This is a genomic window from Vreelandella lionensis, from assembly GCF_044543515.1.
In the GTDB taxonomy this organism is placed as follows: Bacteria; Pseudomonadota; Gammaproteobacteria; order Pseudomonadales; family Halomonadaceae; genus Vreelandella; species Vreelandella lionensis.
Genome location: NZ_JBITWC010000015.1, coordinates 82,908 through 99,444, shown reverse-complemented (window position 1 = coordinate 99,444; position 16,537 = coordinate 82,908). Strand labels below are relative to the sequence as shown.

Annotated in this window: 15 protein-coding genes and 2 pseudogenes; 5 read left to right on the top strand and 12 right to left on the bottom strand. The window is 54.9% G+C overall.

Annotation, left to right across the window (positions count from 1 at the left end):
* Nucleotides 1-109: 109 nt before the first annotated feature.
* On the top strand, nucleotides 110-631 hold the full coding sequence (locus ACIGG6_RS11085; RefSeq protein WP_281997892.1) for a hypothetical protein: 522 nt from the start codon (nucleotides 110-112) through the stop codon (nucleotides 629-631).
* A gap of 126 nt (nucleotides 632-757) precedes the next feature.
* Here the strand turns inward: ACIGG6_RS11085 and ACIGG6_RS11080 are convergent, their stop codons facing one another.
* From ACIGG6_RS11080 to ACIGG6_RS11065, 4 genes are read right to left on the bottom strand one after another with little or no spacing between them, the layout of a single operon-like run.
* Nucleotides 758-1,801: a L,D-transpeptidase family protein gene (locus ACIGG6_RS11080; RefSeq protein ID WP_035539261.1), complete on the bottom strand. Its 1,044-nt coding sequence runs from the start codon at nucleotides 1,799-1,801 to the stop codon at nucleotides 758-760.
* Nucleotides 1,802-1,854: 53 nt separating this feature from the next.
* Entirely contained in the window at nucleotides 1,855-3,387 is a 1,533-nt protein-coding gene (gene lnt / locus ACIGG6_RS11075; RefSeq protein WP_027957957.1) for an apolipoprotein N-acyltransferase, read from the bottom strand.
* A gap of 4 nt (nucleotides 3,388-3,391) precedes the next feature.
* Nucleotides 3,392-3,895, bottom strand: a complete 504-nt coding sequence (gene lspA / locus ACIGG6_RS11070; RefSeq protein ID WP_027957956.1) for a signal peptidase II — start codon at nucleotides 3,893-3,895, stop codon at nucleotides 3,392-3,394.
* Entirely contained in the window at nucleotides 3,892-6,078 is a 2,187-nt protein-coding gene (locus ACIGG6_RS11065) for a heavy metal translocating P-type ATPase (RefSeq protein WP_027957955.1), read from the bottom strand. The genes lspA and ACIGG6_RS11065 overlap by 4 nt, the downstream gene beginning before the upstream one ends.
* Nucleotides 6,079-6,164: 86 nt before the next feature.
* On the opposite strand from ACIGG6_RS11065, the gene ACIGG6_RS11060 reads away from it, so the two are divergent.
* The gene (locus ACIGG6_RS11060) at nucleotides 6,165-6,623 is read left to right on the top strand and encodes a MerR family transcriptional regulator (protein WP_027957954.1); all 459 of its coding nucleotides are present in this window, start codon (nucleotides 6,165-6,167) and stop codon (nucleotides 6,621-6,623) included.
* Nucleotides 6,624-6,651: 28 nt separating this feature from the next.
* Here the strand turns inward: ACIGG6_RS11060 and ACIGG6_RS11055 are convergent, their stop codons facing one another.
* The 4 genes from ACIGG6_RS11055 to ACIGG6_RS11040 all read right to left on the bottom strand — a co-directional run bounded on the left by ACIGG6_RS11055 (nucleotide 6,652) and on the right by ACIGG6_RS11040 (nucleotide 10,241).
* A complete protein-coding gene (locus ACIGG6_RS11055; RefSeq protein WP_016916429.1) occupies nucleotides 6,652-7,434 on the bottom strand; it encodes a ZIP family metal transporter in 783 nt (260 codons plus the stop codon).
* Between the two features lie 112 nt (nucleotides 7,435-7,546).
* Nucleotides 7,547-8,536, bottom strand: a complete 990-nt coding sequence (locus ACIGG6_RS11050; protein WP_016916430.1) for a M23 family metallopeptidase — start codon at nucleotides 8,534-8,536, stop codon at nucleotides 7,547-7,549.
* Nucleotides 8,536-9,213 (bottom strand): DsbA family protein, encoded by a 678-nt coding sequence (locus ACIGG6_RS11045; RefSeq protein WP_016916431.1) that lies wholly within the window; start codon nucleotides 9,211-9,213, stop codon nucleotides 8,536-8,538. The genes ACIGG6_RS11050 and ACIGG6_RS11045 overlap by 1 nt, the downstream gene beginning before the upstream one ends.
* A 113-nt stretch (nucleotides 9,214-9,326) precedes the next feature.
* A complete protein-coding gene (locus ACIGG6_RS11040; protein ID WP_016916432.1) occupies nucleotides 9,327-10,241 on the bottom strand; it encodes a cation diffusion facilitator family transporter in 915 nt (304 codons plus the stop codon).
* A 204-nt stretch (nucleotides 10,242-10,445) separates the two neighbouring features.
* On the opposite strand from ACIGG6_RS11040, the gene ACIGG6_RS11035 reads away from it, so the two are divergent.
* Nucleotides 10,446-11,366 (top strand): bile acid:sodium symporter family protein, encoded by a 921-nt coding sequence (locus tag ACIGG6_RS11035; protein WP_027957952.1) that lies wholly within the window; start codon nucleotides 10,446-10,448, stop codon nucleotides 11,364-11,366.
* Between the two features lie 110 nt (nucleotides 11,367-11,476).
* On the opposite strand, the gene ACIGG6_RS11030 is transcribed toward ACIGG6_RS11035, so the two are convergent.
* Both ACIGG6_RS11030 and ACIGG6_RS11025 read right to left on the bottom strand, forming a co-directional pair.
* Nucleotides 11,477-13,246: a hypothetical protein gene (locus ACIGG6_RS11030; RefSeq protein WP_027957951.1), complete on the bottom strand. Its 1,770-nt coding sequence runs from the start codon at nucleotides 13,244-13,246 to the stop codon at nucleotides 11,477-11,479.
* A gap of 80 nt (nucleotides 13,247-13,326) precedes the next feature.
* Nucleotides 13,327-14,175, bottom strand: a pseudogene (locus tag ACIGG6_RS11025) (YifB family Mg chelatase-like AAA ATPase); the annotation flags it as partial.
* A 199-nt stretch (nucleotides 14,176-14,374) separates the two neighbouring features.
* Between ACIGG6_RS11025 and ACIGG6_RS11020 the strand changes: the two are divergent.
* Together ACIGG6_RS11020 and ACIGG6_RS11015 are read left to right on the top strand one after the other, a co-directional pair.
* Nucleotides 14,375-14,710, top strand: coding sequence for a type II toxin-antitoxin system PrlF family antitoxin (locus tag ACIGG6_RS11020; protein ID WP_399844475.1), 336 nt, complete (start codon nucleotides 14,375-14,377; stop codon nucleotides 14,708-14,710).
* Nucleotides 14,707-15,204 (top strand): type II toxin-antitoxin system YhaV family toxin, encoded by a 498-nt coding sequence (locus ACIGG6_RS11015; RefSeq protein WP_399844474.1) that lies wholly within the window; start codon nucleotides 14,707-14,709, stop codon nucleotides 15,202-15,204. Before ACIGG6_RS11020 ends, ACIGG6_RS11015 begins: the two co-directional genes overlap by 4 nt.
* A gap of 12 nt (nucleotides 15,205-15,216) precedes the next feature.
* Here the strand turns inward: ACIGG6_RS11015 and ACIGG6_RS11010 are convergent.
* Both ACIGG6_RS11010 and ACIGG6_RS11005 read right to left on the bottom strand, forming a co-directional pair.
* Nucleotides 15,217-15,450: pseudogene (locus tag ACIGG6_RS11010) on the bottom strand (magnesium chelatase domain-containing protein); the annotation flags it as partial.
* Between the two features lie 117 nt (nucleotides 15,451-15,567).
* Complete coding sequence (locus tag ACIGG6_RS11005; protein WP_399844473.1) at nucleotides 15,568-16,437, bottom strand: ABC transporter substrate-binding protein; 870 nt, start codon at nucleotides 16,435-16,437, stop codon at nucleotides 15,568-15,570.
* Between the last annotated feature and the right edge of the window lie 100 nt (nucleotides 16,438-16,537).

The following is a 16,537-nucleotide window of genomic DNA, read 5'->3' as shown; positions in this document are numbered from 1 at the left end:
CGCCCGCTGGCGAACTTCAGGGGAATATCGATTTGATTTGCTCATGGCTCCATCCTCTCAAGGTTTGGAGCCTCCGGGAATCCCGGTACGGTTCACGTGTCTCAGGTCTATGCCGTCCGCTTCTTTATCAGAAAAAGCGCTGCATGCTTATTGGCAGCAATTGGAAACCCGTATAGAGGCGGGCAAAACGTCCCACACCTCCGCACGACTTGCACTAAGAGCGGCAGCCGCATTGCTACTCGCTACTGACCGGGAGGGGCAGCGACTGCCTCAACAGGGCGATGTGGACAACTATTTGCAGGCGGTGCCCGGACAAGCAGCCTCGGTCACGGGGTTTACTAATTTCTTAAATCGCCAACATGCCACCACGTTGGCTCCTCGGGTGGATGTAAAACGGGCAAGAAAGCGGCGAAAAGAAACACTAGCCCGCACCCTGATGACGATGGCCCGGTGTGCTGATCAAGGAGAGGCCTGGAGGGAGGCATGGATCGTTGCTGCCATGGAGTATTTCCATGACACAAAATTAACGCAGAAAATGCTTCGACAACAGACCGTAGAGCGGACGACAGACGGGATACAGGTGGTAGTGGGTGGCGTTACCTACTGGCTGCCTCTGGATATTGAGTGCTAAGACACTGATAGCGCGCAGTCACTTGGAGGGCCCCGCGACTCTGTAGGCGAATGTCGCCCCGCCGTTTGGACGGGGCTATGGCTCTCTACCTATATGCCAGGGCTCAACGGGGTGCCAAAAGGCGTGTCATGACCGTTGAGATGACGTCAAAACCAGGTCTTCATAAATGCCCTTGATAGCCTTCTCTTCTGGGCTGTGGCGCTGTGGCTCCTGTTCCTGCTTTGGATGTAGTGGGGTTATAAGCCCGTTAGAGAGTGACAGGACATCGCTGAGCTGCTCGTAATCGAGGTTTACGTTATCGACATTGTATTGGTTAAGGCGTGTCATGGTCTCTGTGAGTGCGGTCATACTGTGCTCTTCTTCTCCAAGCGGCGGAAAGGCTTGAATCAGCGGCTGACCGCCTTCCCAACCTATCTTGATCGGCTGATTGATGATGTTGACTTGGGTGCCGGGTGGAATGCGGTCAAATATAGATTCGATGTCTTTGGGTAACATGCGGATACAACCTCGGCTTGCGCGCATGCCAATGCCATCGGGCTGGTTGGTGCCGTGAATCAAATAGCCATCGAAGCCTAGGATGATGGCATGGTCTCCTAGCGGGTTATCGGGGCCGGGTGGCACAACGCTGGGCGCGGTTTCACCGCGTGCTTCCGCTTCGCGTTTTACCGACTCAGGCGGGTACCACGCGGGGTTTTTAATGTTCATGGTGGTCTCGGTCACGCCTAGAGGAGTATCAAACCCTTCGCGACCAATGCCAATAGGATAGGTCTCAACACGCGGTGTCTCACCGTTTTTGACATCTGGGTAGTAGTAAAGCCGCAGCTCGGCGATATTGATGACGATCCCAGTACGCTCCACATTCGGCAGAATAAAACGTCCCGGAATAGTCACTTCCGTGCCCACCCCTGGAACCCAGATGCTAACCTCTGGGTTTGCACGGATCATCTCCAAATAGCCAAGGTTGTGACGCCTGGCAATATCTATCAAGGTATCGTCGTAATCCTTTACGATAAAGGTGTCAGCCTCTCCGATAATATTACCTTCCTCTGGTAGCGGGTAATGCCCTTTGGGCCATTCCGTCTCCTGGGCAGTGGAAGGTTGTGCCGCCATGGCGACAGGGAGCCATGCCAGAAACGAAACCATCACACTCACGATGAAGCCGATCTGCATTGGCCATGGGAGGAATCTCTTAAGTATTGCTGCGTTCTTTGCCAAGAGCATCGCTAGGTTCCTTTTTCATCTAATGCGTCGTTTTTTGATCGAGATAAGTTCAGTTGTAACCCGAGCAGTGTCAGCACCGCAGCGAGTATCCAAGCGGGGCCACTACCGGTGCGTGTGAAAGGAGTTAGGCCCTGCATCGGGGTCACCTCGCCAGTTAAACTGGCCGGTTCAAACTGTGGGGCACGGGCTGTGACGTGGCCTTGTGAATCGATGATGGCCGTCACGCCATTACTGGTAGCTCGAAGTAGGTGACGACCATTTTCTAAGGCACGTAGACGCGCCATTTGAAGATGTTGGTGTGGGCCAATGGAGCGCCCAAACCACGTATCGTTGGAAACCGTTAATAGCAGCTCGGCATTACGCGCCTGTTGGGCGACATGGTCGGCAAAAATGATTTCGTAACAAATGGCATTGCCAATGGTGGCTCCAGCCACGTGTAACGGAGCCTGTTCGCCTGTCCCTGGGGTCAGGCGAGGTACTGGCAAGTCGAAAAAAGCAAGGGTGCCAGCGAGGAGACTTTGGAATGGCAAATACTCGCCAAAGGGCACCAAGTGCGCCTTCTGGTATTCGCCCTGCACATCATTTAGCCCTATGACGCTGTTATAAGAGCGCCCTTCACTGTCGCGTTGCAAAATGCCGGTCAACAAGGCGGTGTCAGGCCCCAGGTCGGACGCTACTTGCTCAAGTATTTGCTGTGCTTCCTGCTCAAGCATGGGAAGGGCTGCCTCGGGCCAAACGATGAGATCGATATCCCTTGCTTGCTCCCGTGTCATCGCCGTGTAGATACTGATCGCCTCGCGCTGCCCTTGGGCAGTCCACTTAATGCGCTGGTCAAGATTCCCTTGCAGCAATGCCACCCGGATGGGCTTGCCAGCCGGGGTTGTCCATTGGGCGGGCAATAGGAATGGAACGATCCACAAGGCGGCCATTGGGACAAGGAAACCCCAGCGGCGACGCAGTACCTCTACCCCTAACGTACCTGTCAGCGCGGTCATGAGTGACAGCAAGTACACACCACCAACGGGCGCCCATGGGGCTAGTGGAGAATCTACCTGAGAGGTGCCCAGCAATAACCAGGGAAAGCCGGTGAGCAACCAGGTGCGTAGCCATTCGCTCACCACCCACATACCGGCAAAGCTAAGACAGGCTAACCGTGGCCCCGTGATGCGCCGATAGAGCCCAAAGGGGATTGCAAAGAAGAGCGCCAGGGCGCTGACAAAAAGAGTGGTGAGGAGCATCGCCACCAAGGCCCCGGTGCCACTGAAATCGTGAATAGCAACGAAGACCCATGATGTGCCAGAACCGAACAGGCCTACCCCATAGCACCACCCACGCAGGGTGGCCATGGCGGGCGTTAGCGACTGTATCTTCCAATAGACCAGTGCCACGGCCACTGGGCCAAGCCACCATAGGGAAAAGGGGGCGGCACTCAAGGTGGTCATTACCCCAGCGGCGAGCGCTACAACGCAATCGACTATTGGTGAGGAGCGCCCAGCAAAAAGCGTATATTCTTTATCTTTATCGACCACATCCATAGCGTTACTCAGAGCGCTTAAAAGCAGGACTTTCACGCCATAACGCCACTGCGAACATCAATACACCTGCAAACAGAGCGATATCGGCCATGTTAAAGGCGGGCCAATGCCATTCGCCCCAGTAAATGTCCAGATAGTCGACGACGTACCCTCGCGCTAAGCGATCAACAGTATTACCGAGCGCGCCGCCAAGAATCAGGCTGTACGCACAGGCCTCCAAGCGCGACAGGGGTTTGCATAGCTGCACAACCAATACGACGACCACCACCAACGCTAAACCAAGAAAGAGGTAGCGCTGCCAACCCCCTGCTTCTGCGAGAAAGCTGAAAGCGGCTCCTGTGTTCCCGGTATAAACCCAGTTAAAAAACGGCGTTAGCGGAATGACTTGGCCAAACGACATCTGGGCGTGCACGATTTCTTTGACCAGTTGATCGGCTAGAGCCAATACGCAAGCAAATGTGAACCATGGCCAACGTCGTGAAGGGCTATCGTTTGGCGCTGTTCTCATGACGTTGTTTTTCCTTGTGACAGGCCTGTCATTGCGGTACTGGGCGAAAAGCGGTAACCCAGCAGTCGCATGGCGTTCAACGTCACCAGGACGGTAGCACCGGTATCGGCCATCACCGCAATCCACATGCCGGTAATACCCAGCGCCGTTGTAACTAGGAAAATGGCTTTTAAGCCAAGGGCGAGAACAACGTTGGTTTTCACATTGCGCAGTGTGGCACGAGAGAGGTCTATCAGCTCAGCGATGCCGGTAACGCGGTTCTTGAGCAAGGCTGCATCGGCGGTTTCCAACGCCACATCCGTGCCGCCCCCCATCGCGATACCCACATCGGCTGCCGCGAGTGCCGGTGCATCGTTGATGCCATCGCCTACTTTACCGATGGGGCCACGGCCAGCCGCTTGCCAGTCTCGAACATACGCTGCCTTGTCTTCAGGCATTAGTTCGCCGTACGCTTCAATGCCTAAGCGACCCCCCGTGGCAGCGACGGTGCGGGCATTATCACCGCTGAGCATGACCGCCTGTACGCCCAAACGGGATAGCGCCGCTAGGCCTTCAATGGCATCTTCGCGTGGCTCATCGCGAACCGCGATCAAGCCCAGTAAACGCTCGCCTTCGACGAGGAGAGCGAGGCTCTTACCGGCTTCTTCTAACGCGACAATCCGAGCACTGAGACTTTCCTCAAGGATGACTTTCTCGTGAAGGTGACGAGGCGTCATTAAGCTCAGCTCGCGACCCTCCACCTGGCCGGAAACACCGCGCCCCGCCAGAGCGCGGCCGCCGGTGACGGTGGGGAGGTTGATGCCCGACTGTCGGGCATGCTCAACGATAGCCGTGGCGATAGGGTGACTGGAATCCCGCTCTATTGCGGCGGCGAGCCGCAATACGCTGTTATCGTCTTCCTCAGCAATCCAAGACTCCACATCTGTGACTCTTGGGGTACCCGCAGTGAGGGTGCCCGTTTTATCTAATGCCACCAAGCGAAGCTTACCTAACTGTTCAAGAACGGCTCCCCCTTTGATCAGTAGTCCGCGCCGAGCTCCCGCCGAGAGACCGGCGGCGATGGCGGCTGGGGTGGAAATGACTAACGCGCAGGGGCATGCGATTAACAGCAATGCTAACGCACGGTAAATCGACTCCGACCATGCCATGGTCGATACCAGCGGTGGCACTATCGCCATCAGTAGGGCGAGTAAGACGACGGCGGGCATATAGTAATACGCAAAACGATCAATAAAGCGTGCTATCGGTGCCTTGGCGGCCTGTGCTTCTTCAACCAGACGAATAACGCGTGCGATCGTATTGTCATCAGCGCCTCGTGTTACCTCCACCTCCAGGGCGGCATCAAGATTCACTGTGCCAGCAAAAATGTCATCACCAGGCGCTCGCGAACGGGGTATGGACTCGCCGTTTACCGGCGACTCGTCAATGTCGGAGGTGCCCACCAGGATGCGTCCATCGCAGGGTACGCGATCACCGGGCCGCACCAGCACACGCTGCCCGGGTTTAAGTGACTCCGCCGAGACGTCACGCAGATGGCCATTGTCCATCAGCCTCGCCGTTGAGGGTGTTAAATTTGCCAAGGCTGAGATACTGCGGCGCGCTCGTGAAGCAGCTACCCCTTCGAGTAGCTCACCTACGGCGAACAAGAACACGACCATCGCAGCTTCAGCGGCAGCATTGATGGCCAATGCGCCAAGCGCAGCGATGCACATCAGCATCTCTATGGTAAAGGGATTGCGCATTTTGAGGGCGCCCCAGGCACTCTGCGCAATGGGTATTAAGCCGACTAGCGTGGCCAAAATGAAAGGCATATTACCCAGCGCAGGCCATGCTAAACGAAGCGCGAAGGCTACGATCAGCAAATTGCCTGTGATAATGACCAAGCGCCCTTTAGCGGTTTGCCACCAAGAGGATGAAGCACCAGGTGCGCGTGTTTGGCCATCATGGGAAGCCACTTGATAGCCTAGTTCGTTCAGGATGCCCTCAATGGTCTTTCGCGAGGGGGCCCCGTGATCGTGGTGGTGAATCTTCACTGATCCCGTGACCGAGCTTGCCGTGACTTCCTCAATGCCTTCCAGTCGCTCTAGCGCCGATACAACCTTGCGCTCACAACCGCCGCAGTCCATGCCTTCAACACGCAGCGTCAAGGTGGTAGGCGCTGTTGTCGGCGTTGATGTTTTCATGGTGCCTCTCCTGCCAATGGGCTATGGTTTTTAAGTGTAAACCTTGTAGCAACTACAGCTTCAAGCCCTGCCTAAGGAGTTTTACCATGTCGATGATCGGCCAAAGTATCAGCATTGGTGAGTTAGCACGACGAGCCGATTGCAAACCTGAAACGGTTCGCTATTACGAGCGTATTGGGCTGTTGCGCGATGCGACACGAACCGGTGGGGGGCAGCGCCGCTATGGAGACGACGCTGTGCGGCGCTTGACCTTTATTCGTCATGCCCGTGACTTTGGCTTTTCGGTGGAGTCAGTGCGAGAGCTTTTGGCCATGTCAGATCAACCTGATATGCCTTGCCAAGAAGTCGATGCCATCGCCACGCATCACCTAAAGAAAGTGGAGTCCCGCCTTCAACGACTGTCCATACTGCGTGAGGAGCTTCAACGGATGGTCACGCAGTGTGCCGGTGGTAAAGTGGAAAGCTGCCGAATCATTGAGGTCATCAGTGATCATCAACTCTGTATCACTGAAAAATCGCACGGAGGGGCTCTCGACTTGGGTTAGCACTAACGCTACGCCCCACGCCCAATGGTCAGCCCAGCGAAACATCCAAAAACAGCATGAGTACCAATCCGATGGAGAGGCCCAGCGTGGCCTTTTTTTGGTGCCCGCTTCGATGAGTTTCGGGAATAATCTCATGACTGATCACATACAACATCGCCCCCGCTGCAAAGGCCAACCCCCAGGGCAGTAGCGCTTGTGACATGCTGATGACTCCAGCGCCTAATAAGCCACCCAACGGCTCAACAAGCCCCGTAAGGGCGGCAATCGTCCATGACCGCCAACGTGAATAGCCCACGCCTAGCAGTGATACTGCTACGGCCAGTCCTTCTGGGGCATTCTGAAGTCCAATGCCAATCGCTAGTGGAATGCCTCCTTCGCTTCCCCCTGCGCCGAAGGCCACGCCAACGGCTAGCCCTTCTGGCAGGTTGTGTATCGTAATGGCAATAATAAACAACCAGATACGACGTAGTGAGGCAGCCTCTGGCCCTTCTCGCCCCTGTTCGAAGTGCTCATGAGGTAAGAGTTCGTTCAGTAGTGCGACCATTCCAATCCCTAGCAAGATGGCCGCACAGGCAATGGCAGCAGGTACCACGCTACCTCCGTAACGCAGCTCCGAGGCTTCTAAGGAGGGTATGATCAGTGAGAAGAAAGAGGCCGCTAGCATGACGCCAGCGGCGAACCCCAACGCTAAATCGCGAACACCACGATTCGGTCTTTTGGTAAACAAGATAGGAAGCGCCCCGACAGCCGTCATCAAGCCCGCGGCAAGGCTTCCCAATACCCCCATTGTGACGAGAGAAACCTCTTCCATACCGATTACCTGTCTTGTGGTAGATGAGTGATCACAGCGCTAGGGTTCCATAACGAGGCAAGCACACGTTCACGTTACTAACAATCCATGCAACGTTGCTAAGCACGGGTGGTTACGGCTCGTTAAACGAGATCAAGTCATAAATGGACGCCGTGCCGATAGCTTGTTCCAAGCGATCTCTTGCCTCGTAAAGTGACGCTTGATATTCACCTTGAGTCGGCTGCTCACCCAACATGATGCGTTGACCTTGACCAAGGGGATCAACAGGCTGGTTATTGACTCTCACTTCGTAATGCAGGTTGGGGCCCGTGGCGACCCCGGAGGAACCTACCTCTCCGAGCGACTCTCCCGCATTGACTAAATCCCCAACCACTAGCTGTGGGGAGAATCGGCTAAGGTGTGTGTAGCGACTAATGGCCCCTGTGTCGTGCTCCACCTCGATCACCTGCCCATATCCCCCTTGGCGACCCATAAAGAATACGCGCCCAGGTGCGGTGGCAATGACCGGCGTTCCTGTCGGCGCAGCCAAGTCAATTCCATTATGAGGACGCATCCCTCCATACACAGGATGTCGCCGATTCCCAAAGCGAGACGTTAAGCGGGCACTAAGCACGGGCAACCGCAACGTGCCTAGCAGGGTGTCGCTTTTGAAAAGAGCTACGTCCCCCTTTTGGGTGACCGGCCATATGACCTCCAAGGGCTCTGCCTGATCAGGCAGAGCGGCATAACTGAGGCGTGGTGGCCCAACACGGGCGCCGTCCTGGCGTCGATCTTCCTCCCACACTAATTGAATACGTTCACTGCCAGAAAACTCCAGCGGCGCTGCGATAAACTCGCTGAGCAGTGTTTCCAGTTTAGTGGCGAAACGCGTTGGGACACCTTCTGCTGCCAAGGCCTCGTAGAGGGTGGTATCAATGACGACATCACGCCCAAAGGTTAGGGTATCAACGCTATCGAGCGGTAATGTGCCTTCTTGCTCGCTAGCCGCCTGTAACTTGACAGGGCTAAGTTCAGACGGAGGCAATGACAGATGCGTTTGCCAATTGGCTTCGGCTAGCAAGGGGTAAAAGCCCACAAAGCCTAGTAACCACCAGCGCTGCATCACTGGCCATCCTCTTCCCCAGAGATCTCCGCTACTTCACTCTCAACGGCATCAATCAGCTCTTGCATACCAAAGGGGTCTAAAGGCTCGCCATTGACAAAAAAGGTAGGTGTTTGGCGAATCTGATTGGCTCTGACATCCGCCATGTCTTGGTCAATCACCGCCTGCACCTCAGCAGAAGTCAGTTGCTCTTCGGCAGCCGCTAAATCAAGGCCTCCTTGGCTCGCGATATCGAGGATAGCGGATTCATCAAAACTGCCATGTGAAGCCCATTGATCCTGGCGAGCCAGCAGCCTCTCCAGTACCGGTTCAAAGACGCCCTGACGACGAGCAACTTCTAATACCCGAATGGCCTTATCAGATACGTCGCCGTGGAAAGGAGTGTAGCGCACGATGAGCCGCACTTTTTCTGGGTAGGTTTCCAGAATACTTTTTGTCAGGGGATAGAAAGCACGGCAGGCTTCGCAAGCCGGATCGAAGAATTCCACAATCGTCACCGGCGCGTCTTCTCGTCCCAAGATGGGGGAGTGTGAGCGCACCAAGGAGTCCTCTGCCTGGACACTGCTCTCCTTTGCTGCCTGAGCTTGCATATCTAAGAGGGCAGGTTTCGATACGGCGACGATCGCAGCGGTCAGCATTAACGTACCGGCCAATATAAAAGACGCTTTTTTGAACATGTTTCTCTCTCTTTCTCAACGATGGGGTGGAAAAGTAGGGTTGAAAAATAAGCCAATCGCTATGGGAGTAAGCCGCTCGCTACCTACCTGAGCCGGGAGTCGGCCTCGGTCTATCACTCGTGCCCATATAGATTGGCATTTTGATGCGCGTGGTCACTATGCTCAAACTCTAGGCTGGAATGAGCAATACTGAAGCGCATTTTAAGCTGCTCCTTGATCTCTGCTTTGACGGATTCAAGCTGCTGCCAGCCGGTTTCTGTCAGAACCACGTGGCAGTCAAGGGCTGCCATGTTTTCCTGCATCTGCCATAGATGCACATGGTGAATATCCTGGACTCCCTCGATATCTCGTACGGTCTCAACGACTGCCTGCCCGTCAATGTCCGGGGGAGATCCCAGCATTAGCGTACGGATAGGGCCGCCAATTTCAGAGAAGGCTAGGTAAAGAATATATAGCGCAATCCCTATCGTGATCGCGGGGTCCACCCAGCGCATGTCGTACAGTAAAATAAGCGAACCACCGATAATCACGGCGATGGAGGCAAACGCATCCGATAAGTTATGCAGAAAAAGGGCGCGGATATTGACACTCTCTTTTTGCATTGACCACGTGAGCATGGCGGTAAGGGCATCGACGACGAGCGCGACGCCACCAATAATCACGATCGTCCATCCCTCTATCTCAGGGGGATCGACCATCCGCATAGCGCCTTCGTAAATCAGGTAGACACCGACAATAATGAGGGTGGTGTAATTGATGAGTGCTGCCACTATCTCGATGCGGCCATAGCCAAAGGTCATATGCGCATCGGCAGGCCGTCTGGCGATTTTACGAGCAGCAAAGGCAATGACTAATGCTGCCATGTCAGAAAAGTTATGTAACGCATCAGCGATCAGCGATAGGCTCCCCGCCATAATGCCACCGACGATTTGAGCGATGGTTAAGAGCCCATTGGCCCAAATGGAGATGCTGACGCGCCGGTCGCCAGAGGCAGGATCAATGTGGGGATGATCATGATGATGTCCCATCTGTTACCTTCTCTCGAATTATCTGTTCTTGGTACTATAAAACCTCTAGCAACTAAAGCTTCAACCCTTGAGCATTATCTATTTGCATCGCTGGATTGGGAAGCACGTCCCTAGCTACCAAGGAGCCTTTGTGTGCTGGGCCGAAGGTGATCATGTTTTAGGTGCGGGGCTCAATCCACTTCAACCGGTAACGTCCAATCCACCATGGGTAGATTCATTTATTTTGTCGAGGCGCACCTTGTCTGGTTTGTAATCGTCGTCGCGGGGGGAGGCTTACTCTTTCCGGCCACCGGAATAATGCTTAAGTTCGCGATTGGGCCATTACTGGCATTACTGATGTTGATTATCAGCCTCACATTCGATGCGCATGCAGTGCGCATCGTGTTCCGAAAGCCGTCACGGCAGTTGTTGGCATTGGGGCTGGTCTATGGGCCTATGTCGATTGCCGGGTGGCTAACGGGCCGTCTATTTTTTGGAAGCGGCCCGCTGGCTGCTGGCCAAACCTTGCTCGGCACGCTGCCGACAGATGTGTCTTCTCCTCTTTTGGTACTGATGGCGAAAGGCAATGTGGCGCTTGCCGCTGTTTTCAACGCAGTCAACACCGCGTTATGTCCGTTTATTGTTCCCTTCCTGTTTTTATGGCTCACCGGCCTTCAGTTAGACGTGCCGCTTGGATCAATTATTCTTGAATTAACACTAATCGTGCTTCTTCCTACCGTGATTGGGGTCAGCTTGCGTACAAGGTTCTCGGCTTTCTTTGCACGGCATGATTCAGCGTATGCAGGGATAGGGTCGATTCTGTATCTGCTGATCCTACTCGCCGTGGTCGGGCCGAATGCCACCACGATCATTGGCTATGGCTGGTATGCGTTTGTGATTGCGGGCGCGGCCCTGTGCCTCAATTTGATTGGGTACCTGGTAGGTATGTCCTCACGGTTACTCACCTCTGATCGCAAAGAGGTGATTACCTATCTTTTCACGGTCAGTAAAAAGGAATTCAGCATCGCTGCAGCGTTTGTCGCTGCTTCTGGCTTGCCATCAGAGATCGCAATTCCAGCCGCTTTTTTTGCCGTGATTCAAATGATCACTTCGCCCATCGCAGCGAAGATCCTCGCCCGCCACTGAAGGGATGGCCGTATCGGCTCTTCGTCAGAAGAGCAACCTGCACACGGGGTGTACAGGTTGCTCTTACCGACAAAACAGACACCGCTACTCATAAAGGTGGCAAATAGTACCTATGCTAAGTCACTGCGACCAATACTGACCTTGCTAAAAGCATTTAACACAGAGGCTTCGCAGGGTATCTGTTCCTTTTTGGATTTAGGGTGCTTGAACGTATCGGCGAATCCTGGGCAGTGACCAACTAGTTTTTGGACAACACCTTCTACGTGCCGCACGTTAGACAGCACTTGGCGTAACCACTGCTCGAAGCTGCCTTGGTGGCTCAGCGTGAAGACTAAACCTTTATAGGAAGGAGGCTTGGATGCCTCCTCGCTACCGCCAGCTCTGGGTTTTGGAGGGCGTCGTTGGATCTCCATGAGATAGAGCGTTTGATCTAACACATGCACCCGAACGACGAGCACCCCGCGAGGTACCTTGGTCTGAGTATCAATGTAAACCCAATTAGCGACTGACGTTTCCACCTCCTCGTCTATTTCGAAAGGTTCGAGGCTGATTAACCGAGGGTCAGGAGAAGTGCTGAATCCGTCTTCAAAGGTAAACCAGCTAACGCCACGAATCGTTGCGGGATAGGCCGATTGTAAATAGAGAAGCGCATTCCACATATCACGTAGAAAGCCCTGTGATTCCAGTGTAATAGGAGCATGAATAGACGCTTGTCCCACTCCCTTCCCTGACCCATGTGGCTCCCCAGTGGAGAAAATGGTTTCGTCACCCGGAACGGGGACGCCTCGTGTATCGGGCACGTTTTTTCGGGTATATCGTTTATCCAAGACGGCGCGAGGCTTACCTAAAATAACGAATTCGTCCTCAGTAAGGTCTAGCCAGGAAGAACCATGGTCGGGCTCGTCATCATCCGTCAGGTCAATGACATCGGGGATGTCTTGAAGCTGATGATAGGGGAACTGAGAGGGGGCATCGTCGCCATCGGTGGCTGGTACTGTCGTTGATTTCTCTCTTTCACGGTGGATCGTGGCACCATCGGGCTGCGTACAGCCTAATATCTGCAAGCCTAGGAATGTGTTGCCACCATCAATTGGAACGCCAGAAACAGAGATTTCCCCGCTGCCTTGAAACCATGGAGTGACTTTTAAAAGCATCTTATCTTGGGGGAAGCTGGCTTCAGTCTGCGCATAAATATCTCTGGCAGCTTGTTCGGCATAGGGGTCGTACAGCATGTGCGCGAGCAAAATCGCATCGTGCCTATGAACACGATATGTAAATCTGACAGGCCAGGTACCTGGCGATGGGGGCGCATTAAGCGGTCGATAAAGCCGTTCTTTGACCTCCTCCCAACAGTAAGTGGCGAGCACACGCTTGATTTCAGATGATCGACCGTAAACGCGTGCAAAAAATTCGGTGCAAGGGATGAGCAGATGTTTGCCATCTGGGAGGTCAAATTCAATCAGGTACGATTTGTGTTTTCTGTCCAGCGGTAAATAGCTTGCCTCATGAAAGGAGGTATAGAGGCTGCGCCCTGCTTTGTGCAAGTCGTCTAAGGAGACAATCCGCCAGCCGCCCGGAGAGAACGAAACAGGGAATGTTTTCTCCTCAAATGCGATGCGGGAGTTGCTCACGCCCTTTTCCCAGACGGAGCCGATTCTCAATAGTCCGACATGCGTTAAGACCGTCGTTCGCTTAATCACGTCTCCTAATTTGTTCTCCTGATCAATAGGTCTTAAAAATACATAAATTTTAGGGACGCTTTGTGAGCGGATATTTTTGAAGATAGGCCCGTACCACCAAACGACCAAGCGCTCAGTTTCGTCTTTAAGGGTGCCATCTTGAAAGCTAAAGGTTCTGGATTGTTTGAGAGAAACGGTCACAAGGGCGTGCTCTATGTAAACTCAACATAGAGATTGTCGCAGCAATTATTGTTTAGTCGCAACAATTGTTGAAAATGACAGCCGCCGCCGACCAGCGCGGCGGCGCTCGCGCTATGGTGGGGTTGGCGAAAAGGCCGCTGGCCCCAGTCGGCTTCCAGCGCTAAGCCACATACCGAGCGCACCGCTGCCACCTGTAGCGCATCATCCTCTGAAAGCGGCGGCAGGATGCCGGGTAAACGGCTGGCCAGCATGGTTTTGCCGGTGCCGGGTGGGCCTGCGAGCAATAGGTTATGGCCTCCTGCCGCTGCTACTTCCAGCGCCCGGCGGGCCTGATGCTGTCCGCGCACGTCGGCTAAGTCGGCTACCGGGGCGGTGGATTTAACGGATGCTGAGAGCTGGTGGGGCTGAATTTTCTCCTGGCCCAGTAAGTGGGCGACCACTTGCCAGAGAGAGTCGGCGGGTAGCACCGGTAAATCGCCCGCCAGGGCGGCTTCATCGGCGCAGGCGCGGGGCACGATCAGCGCTTTGTTGGCGCGGCGGGTAGCCAGCGCAAACGGCAGCACGCCGGGCACCGCCCGCAGTTTGCCGTCCAGGGCCAGTTCCCCCGCGCACTCCATGCCTTCCAGCGCATCCACCGGGATTTGGCCGGAGGCCGCGAGGATGCCCAGTGCAATCGGCAAATCAAACCGGCCACCCTCTTTGGGCAGGTCCGCCGGGGCGAGGTTGAGGGTAATGCGCTTGGTGTTGGGGAAGTCAAAGCCCGCGTTGATCAAGGCGCTGCGCACCCGTTCGCGGCTCTCTTTCACGGCGGTTTCCGGCAACCCTACCAGGGTTAACCCCGGCAAACCGTTAGCTAAGTGAACCTCTACATGTACCGCCGGTGCTTCCAACCCCACGCCTGCCCGCGTGGCCACAATGGCTAGCGTCATCGCCTTTCCTCTGCTGTTGTCACTTACTCCAATGTAGGATAAAGCTACATTAGCTTAAGTATTTAACCTAACGTAATTAAGAAGGCTTTGGTAGCGCTTAAGCAACCGGTTCAAGTAACGGAGACGGCTTGACGAAGTAATGCGCTTGCATTAACTTTGTATGCATTACCTTTGCATTGCTATCAAGCGGAGAGCGACAGTGAGCACGCTTATCGAAGACGACTCAACTCTGACGGATCGCTATCAAACGACTGTTCCGGCATCGATTCGCCGGGCGCTAAAGCTGAAGCGCCGAGACCGTATCCATTATACCGTTCGTCCTGATGGAGAAGTGGTGCTTTCCCGGGCAAGTGATGAGGCCAAGCACGACCCTGTGATGGTCAACTTCCTCAATTTTCTAGAGCGCGATCTTCTGGCGCATCCAGAAAATATTCGCACGGTGACTGCCAGTAGCTTTGCCGAGGCCGAACGGCTTACCGCAGGTATTGAGGTAGACCTCGAAGAGGCGCTGGAAGAGGATGATGACGACGAATGAAGCCTCTGGAGGTTAATGGATGGACGATTTATGCCCATCCGTTGTTCTTGGAACAAGTCGAAGCACTCACCTTGAAGGTGAGACATCTTCAATCGAAAGATCCTGCCGGTTATCGCAACAAGGCGGCCACCAAGCGCCTAGCAGCGATCATGAAGCTGGCCTTGAATGATATTCCGCAGGATCCATCAGGCACTCAATACCGCCAAGGGAACACGCTTGGCACAGAGCACACTCATTGGCAACGAGCAAAGTTCTACCAGCAGTACCGGCTGTTCTTTCGCTACGATGCTGTGAGCAAAATCATTATTTATGCGTGGGTCAATGATGACGCTGCAAAACGTGCTTATGGCAGTAAGCATAATGCTTACTCTGTCTTTCAGAAAATGCTCAGCAGTGGCAACCCACCGGATAGCTGGAAAGCCTTACAGAAAGCCTCAATGAGCGAAGTTGAACGAATTCATTTACTTTTAGCGGCAGATAACAACGATAACTAAATCACACTAGATCTCTTTGGGGAGATCCGCCGGGGCGAGGTTGAGGGTAATGCGTTTGGTGTTGGGGAAATCAAAACCCGCGTTGATCAAGGCGCTGCGCACCCGTTCGCGGCTCTCTTTCACAGCGGTTTCCGGCAAGCCCATCAGGGTTAACCCCGGCAAACCGTTGGCTAAGTGAACCTCTACATGTACCGCCGGTGCTTCCAACCCCACGCCTGCCCGCGTGGCCACAATCGCTAGTGTCATGGCGCTCCCTCGCAACGTCTCTCAATCTGATTGCTCAGTTTAATGAGCTATCTCGTTGGCTAAGCCTACTTTATTTCAGGCGTTGGGCGCTACTCAGGTGGGCAGGCTGATGGCGGGCTAGTCAGCGTGATGGGCATTCAACGCGCTGGTGAGTTCGCGGGCAAAGCGCTGGGCGGAGGGGAGAGCGCCAAAGCTCCAAACTGGCGGCAGGCGCAGCAGTCGGCCGTTTTGCACGTTGGGTAAGTGCTGCCAGAGGCCGCTCCCTTCCAACTGCTCTTCCACGCCTGCGGGGAGTGGGTCAACGATGACCAGCGTGGCATCGGGGTAGCGTGCCAGCGCTTCAATACCGGCCAGGGCAAACCCCCAGGCGTTGGTGGGTTGGTCCCAGGCGTTGGGCAGTTCAAGCTGTTCCAGCACAGCGTTGTAGAGGCTGTTCTCACCAAACACCCGCACATGCCGGGCATCCATAAACTGCACCATCAGCAGTGGGGTTGAGTCGCTGTGCTGGCGGCGCAGCTCGGCCATCAGCTGTTCGGTGTTCTCAATCAGCGCCTCGGCTTCGGCGTTGCGGTCGGTGAGCTCGCCCAACTGGCGGGTAAGGCTCTGCATCTCCTGCCATGTCTCCGCGCCCGGTGAGTAGAGGGCGAAGGTGCCTACCGGGGCGATTTTCTCCAACCGGGGAATTAGCCCGGTAAACATAGGCGAGAGCAGCGTTTGCTCGGGAGGCGATTGGGCCAGCAGCTCGAAGTTGGGCTGGGTGCGCAGGCCAATATCCATCACATGCTCGGGAATGCGCGGCTCGCCCACCCAGTCGTGGTAGGCGGGCTGCTGCGCAATGCCGCTCACGGGGGCCTTGATGGCCAGCAACGTCTCGGCAATGGTCCAGTCGATGGTGGCCCATTGGGCGTGGCTGGCGGTAGACAACAGCAGGCCAGCCGCAAGCAGGCTGCGGCGGGCCAGGATAAGCAGTCGGGGGAAACAGCGCATGAGGTTAGTACCTAGCAATAAGCGCCTTATTTAAACGAGTCTGTTTATCAATTGCAAATAGAAACACCCAGGCATGCACAGGGAGTGTGCGCCTGGGTGT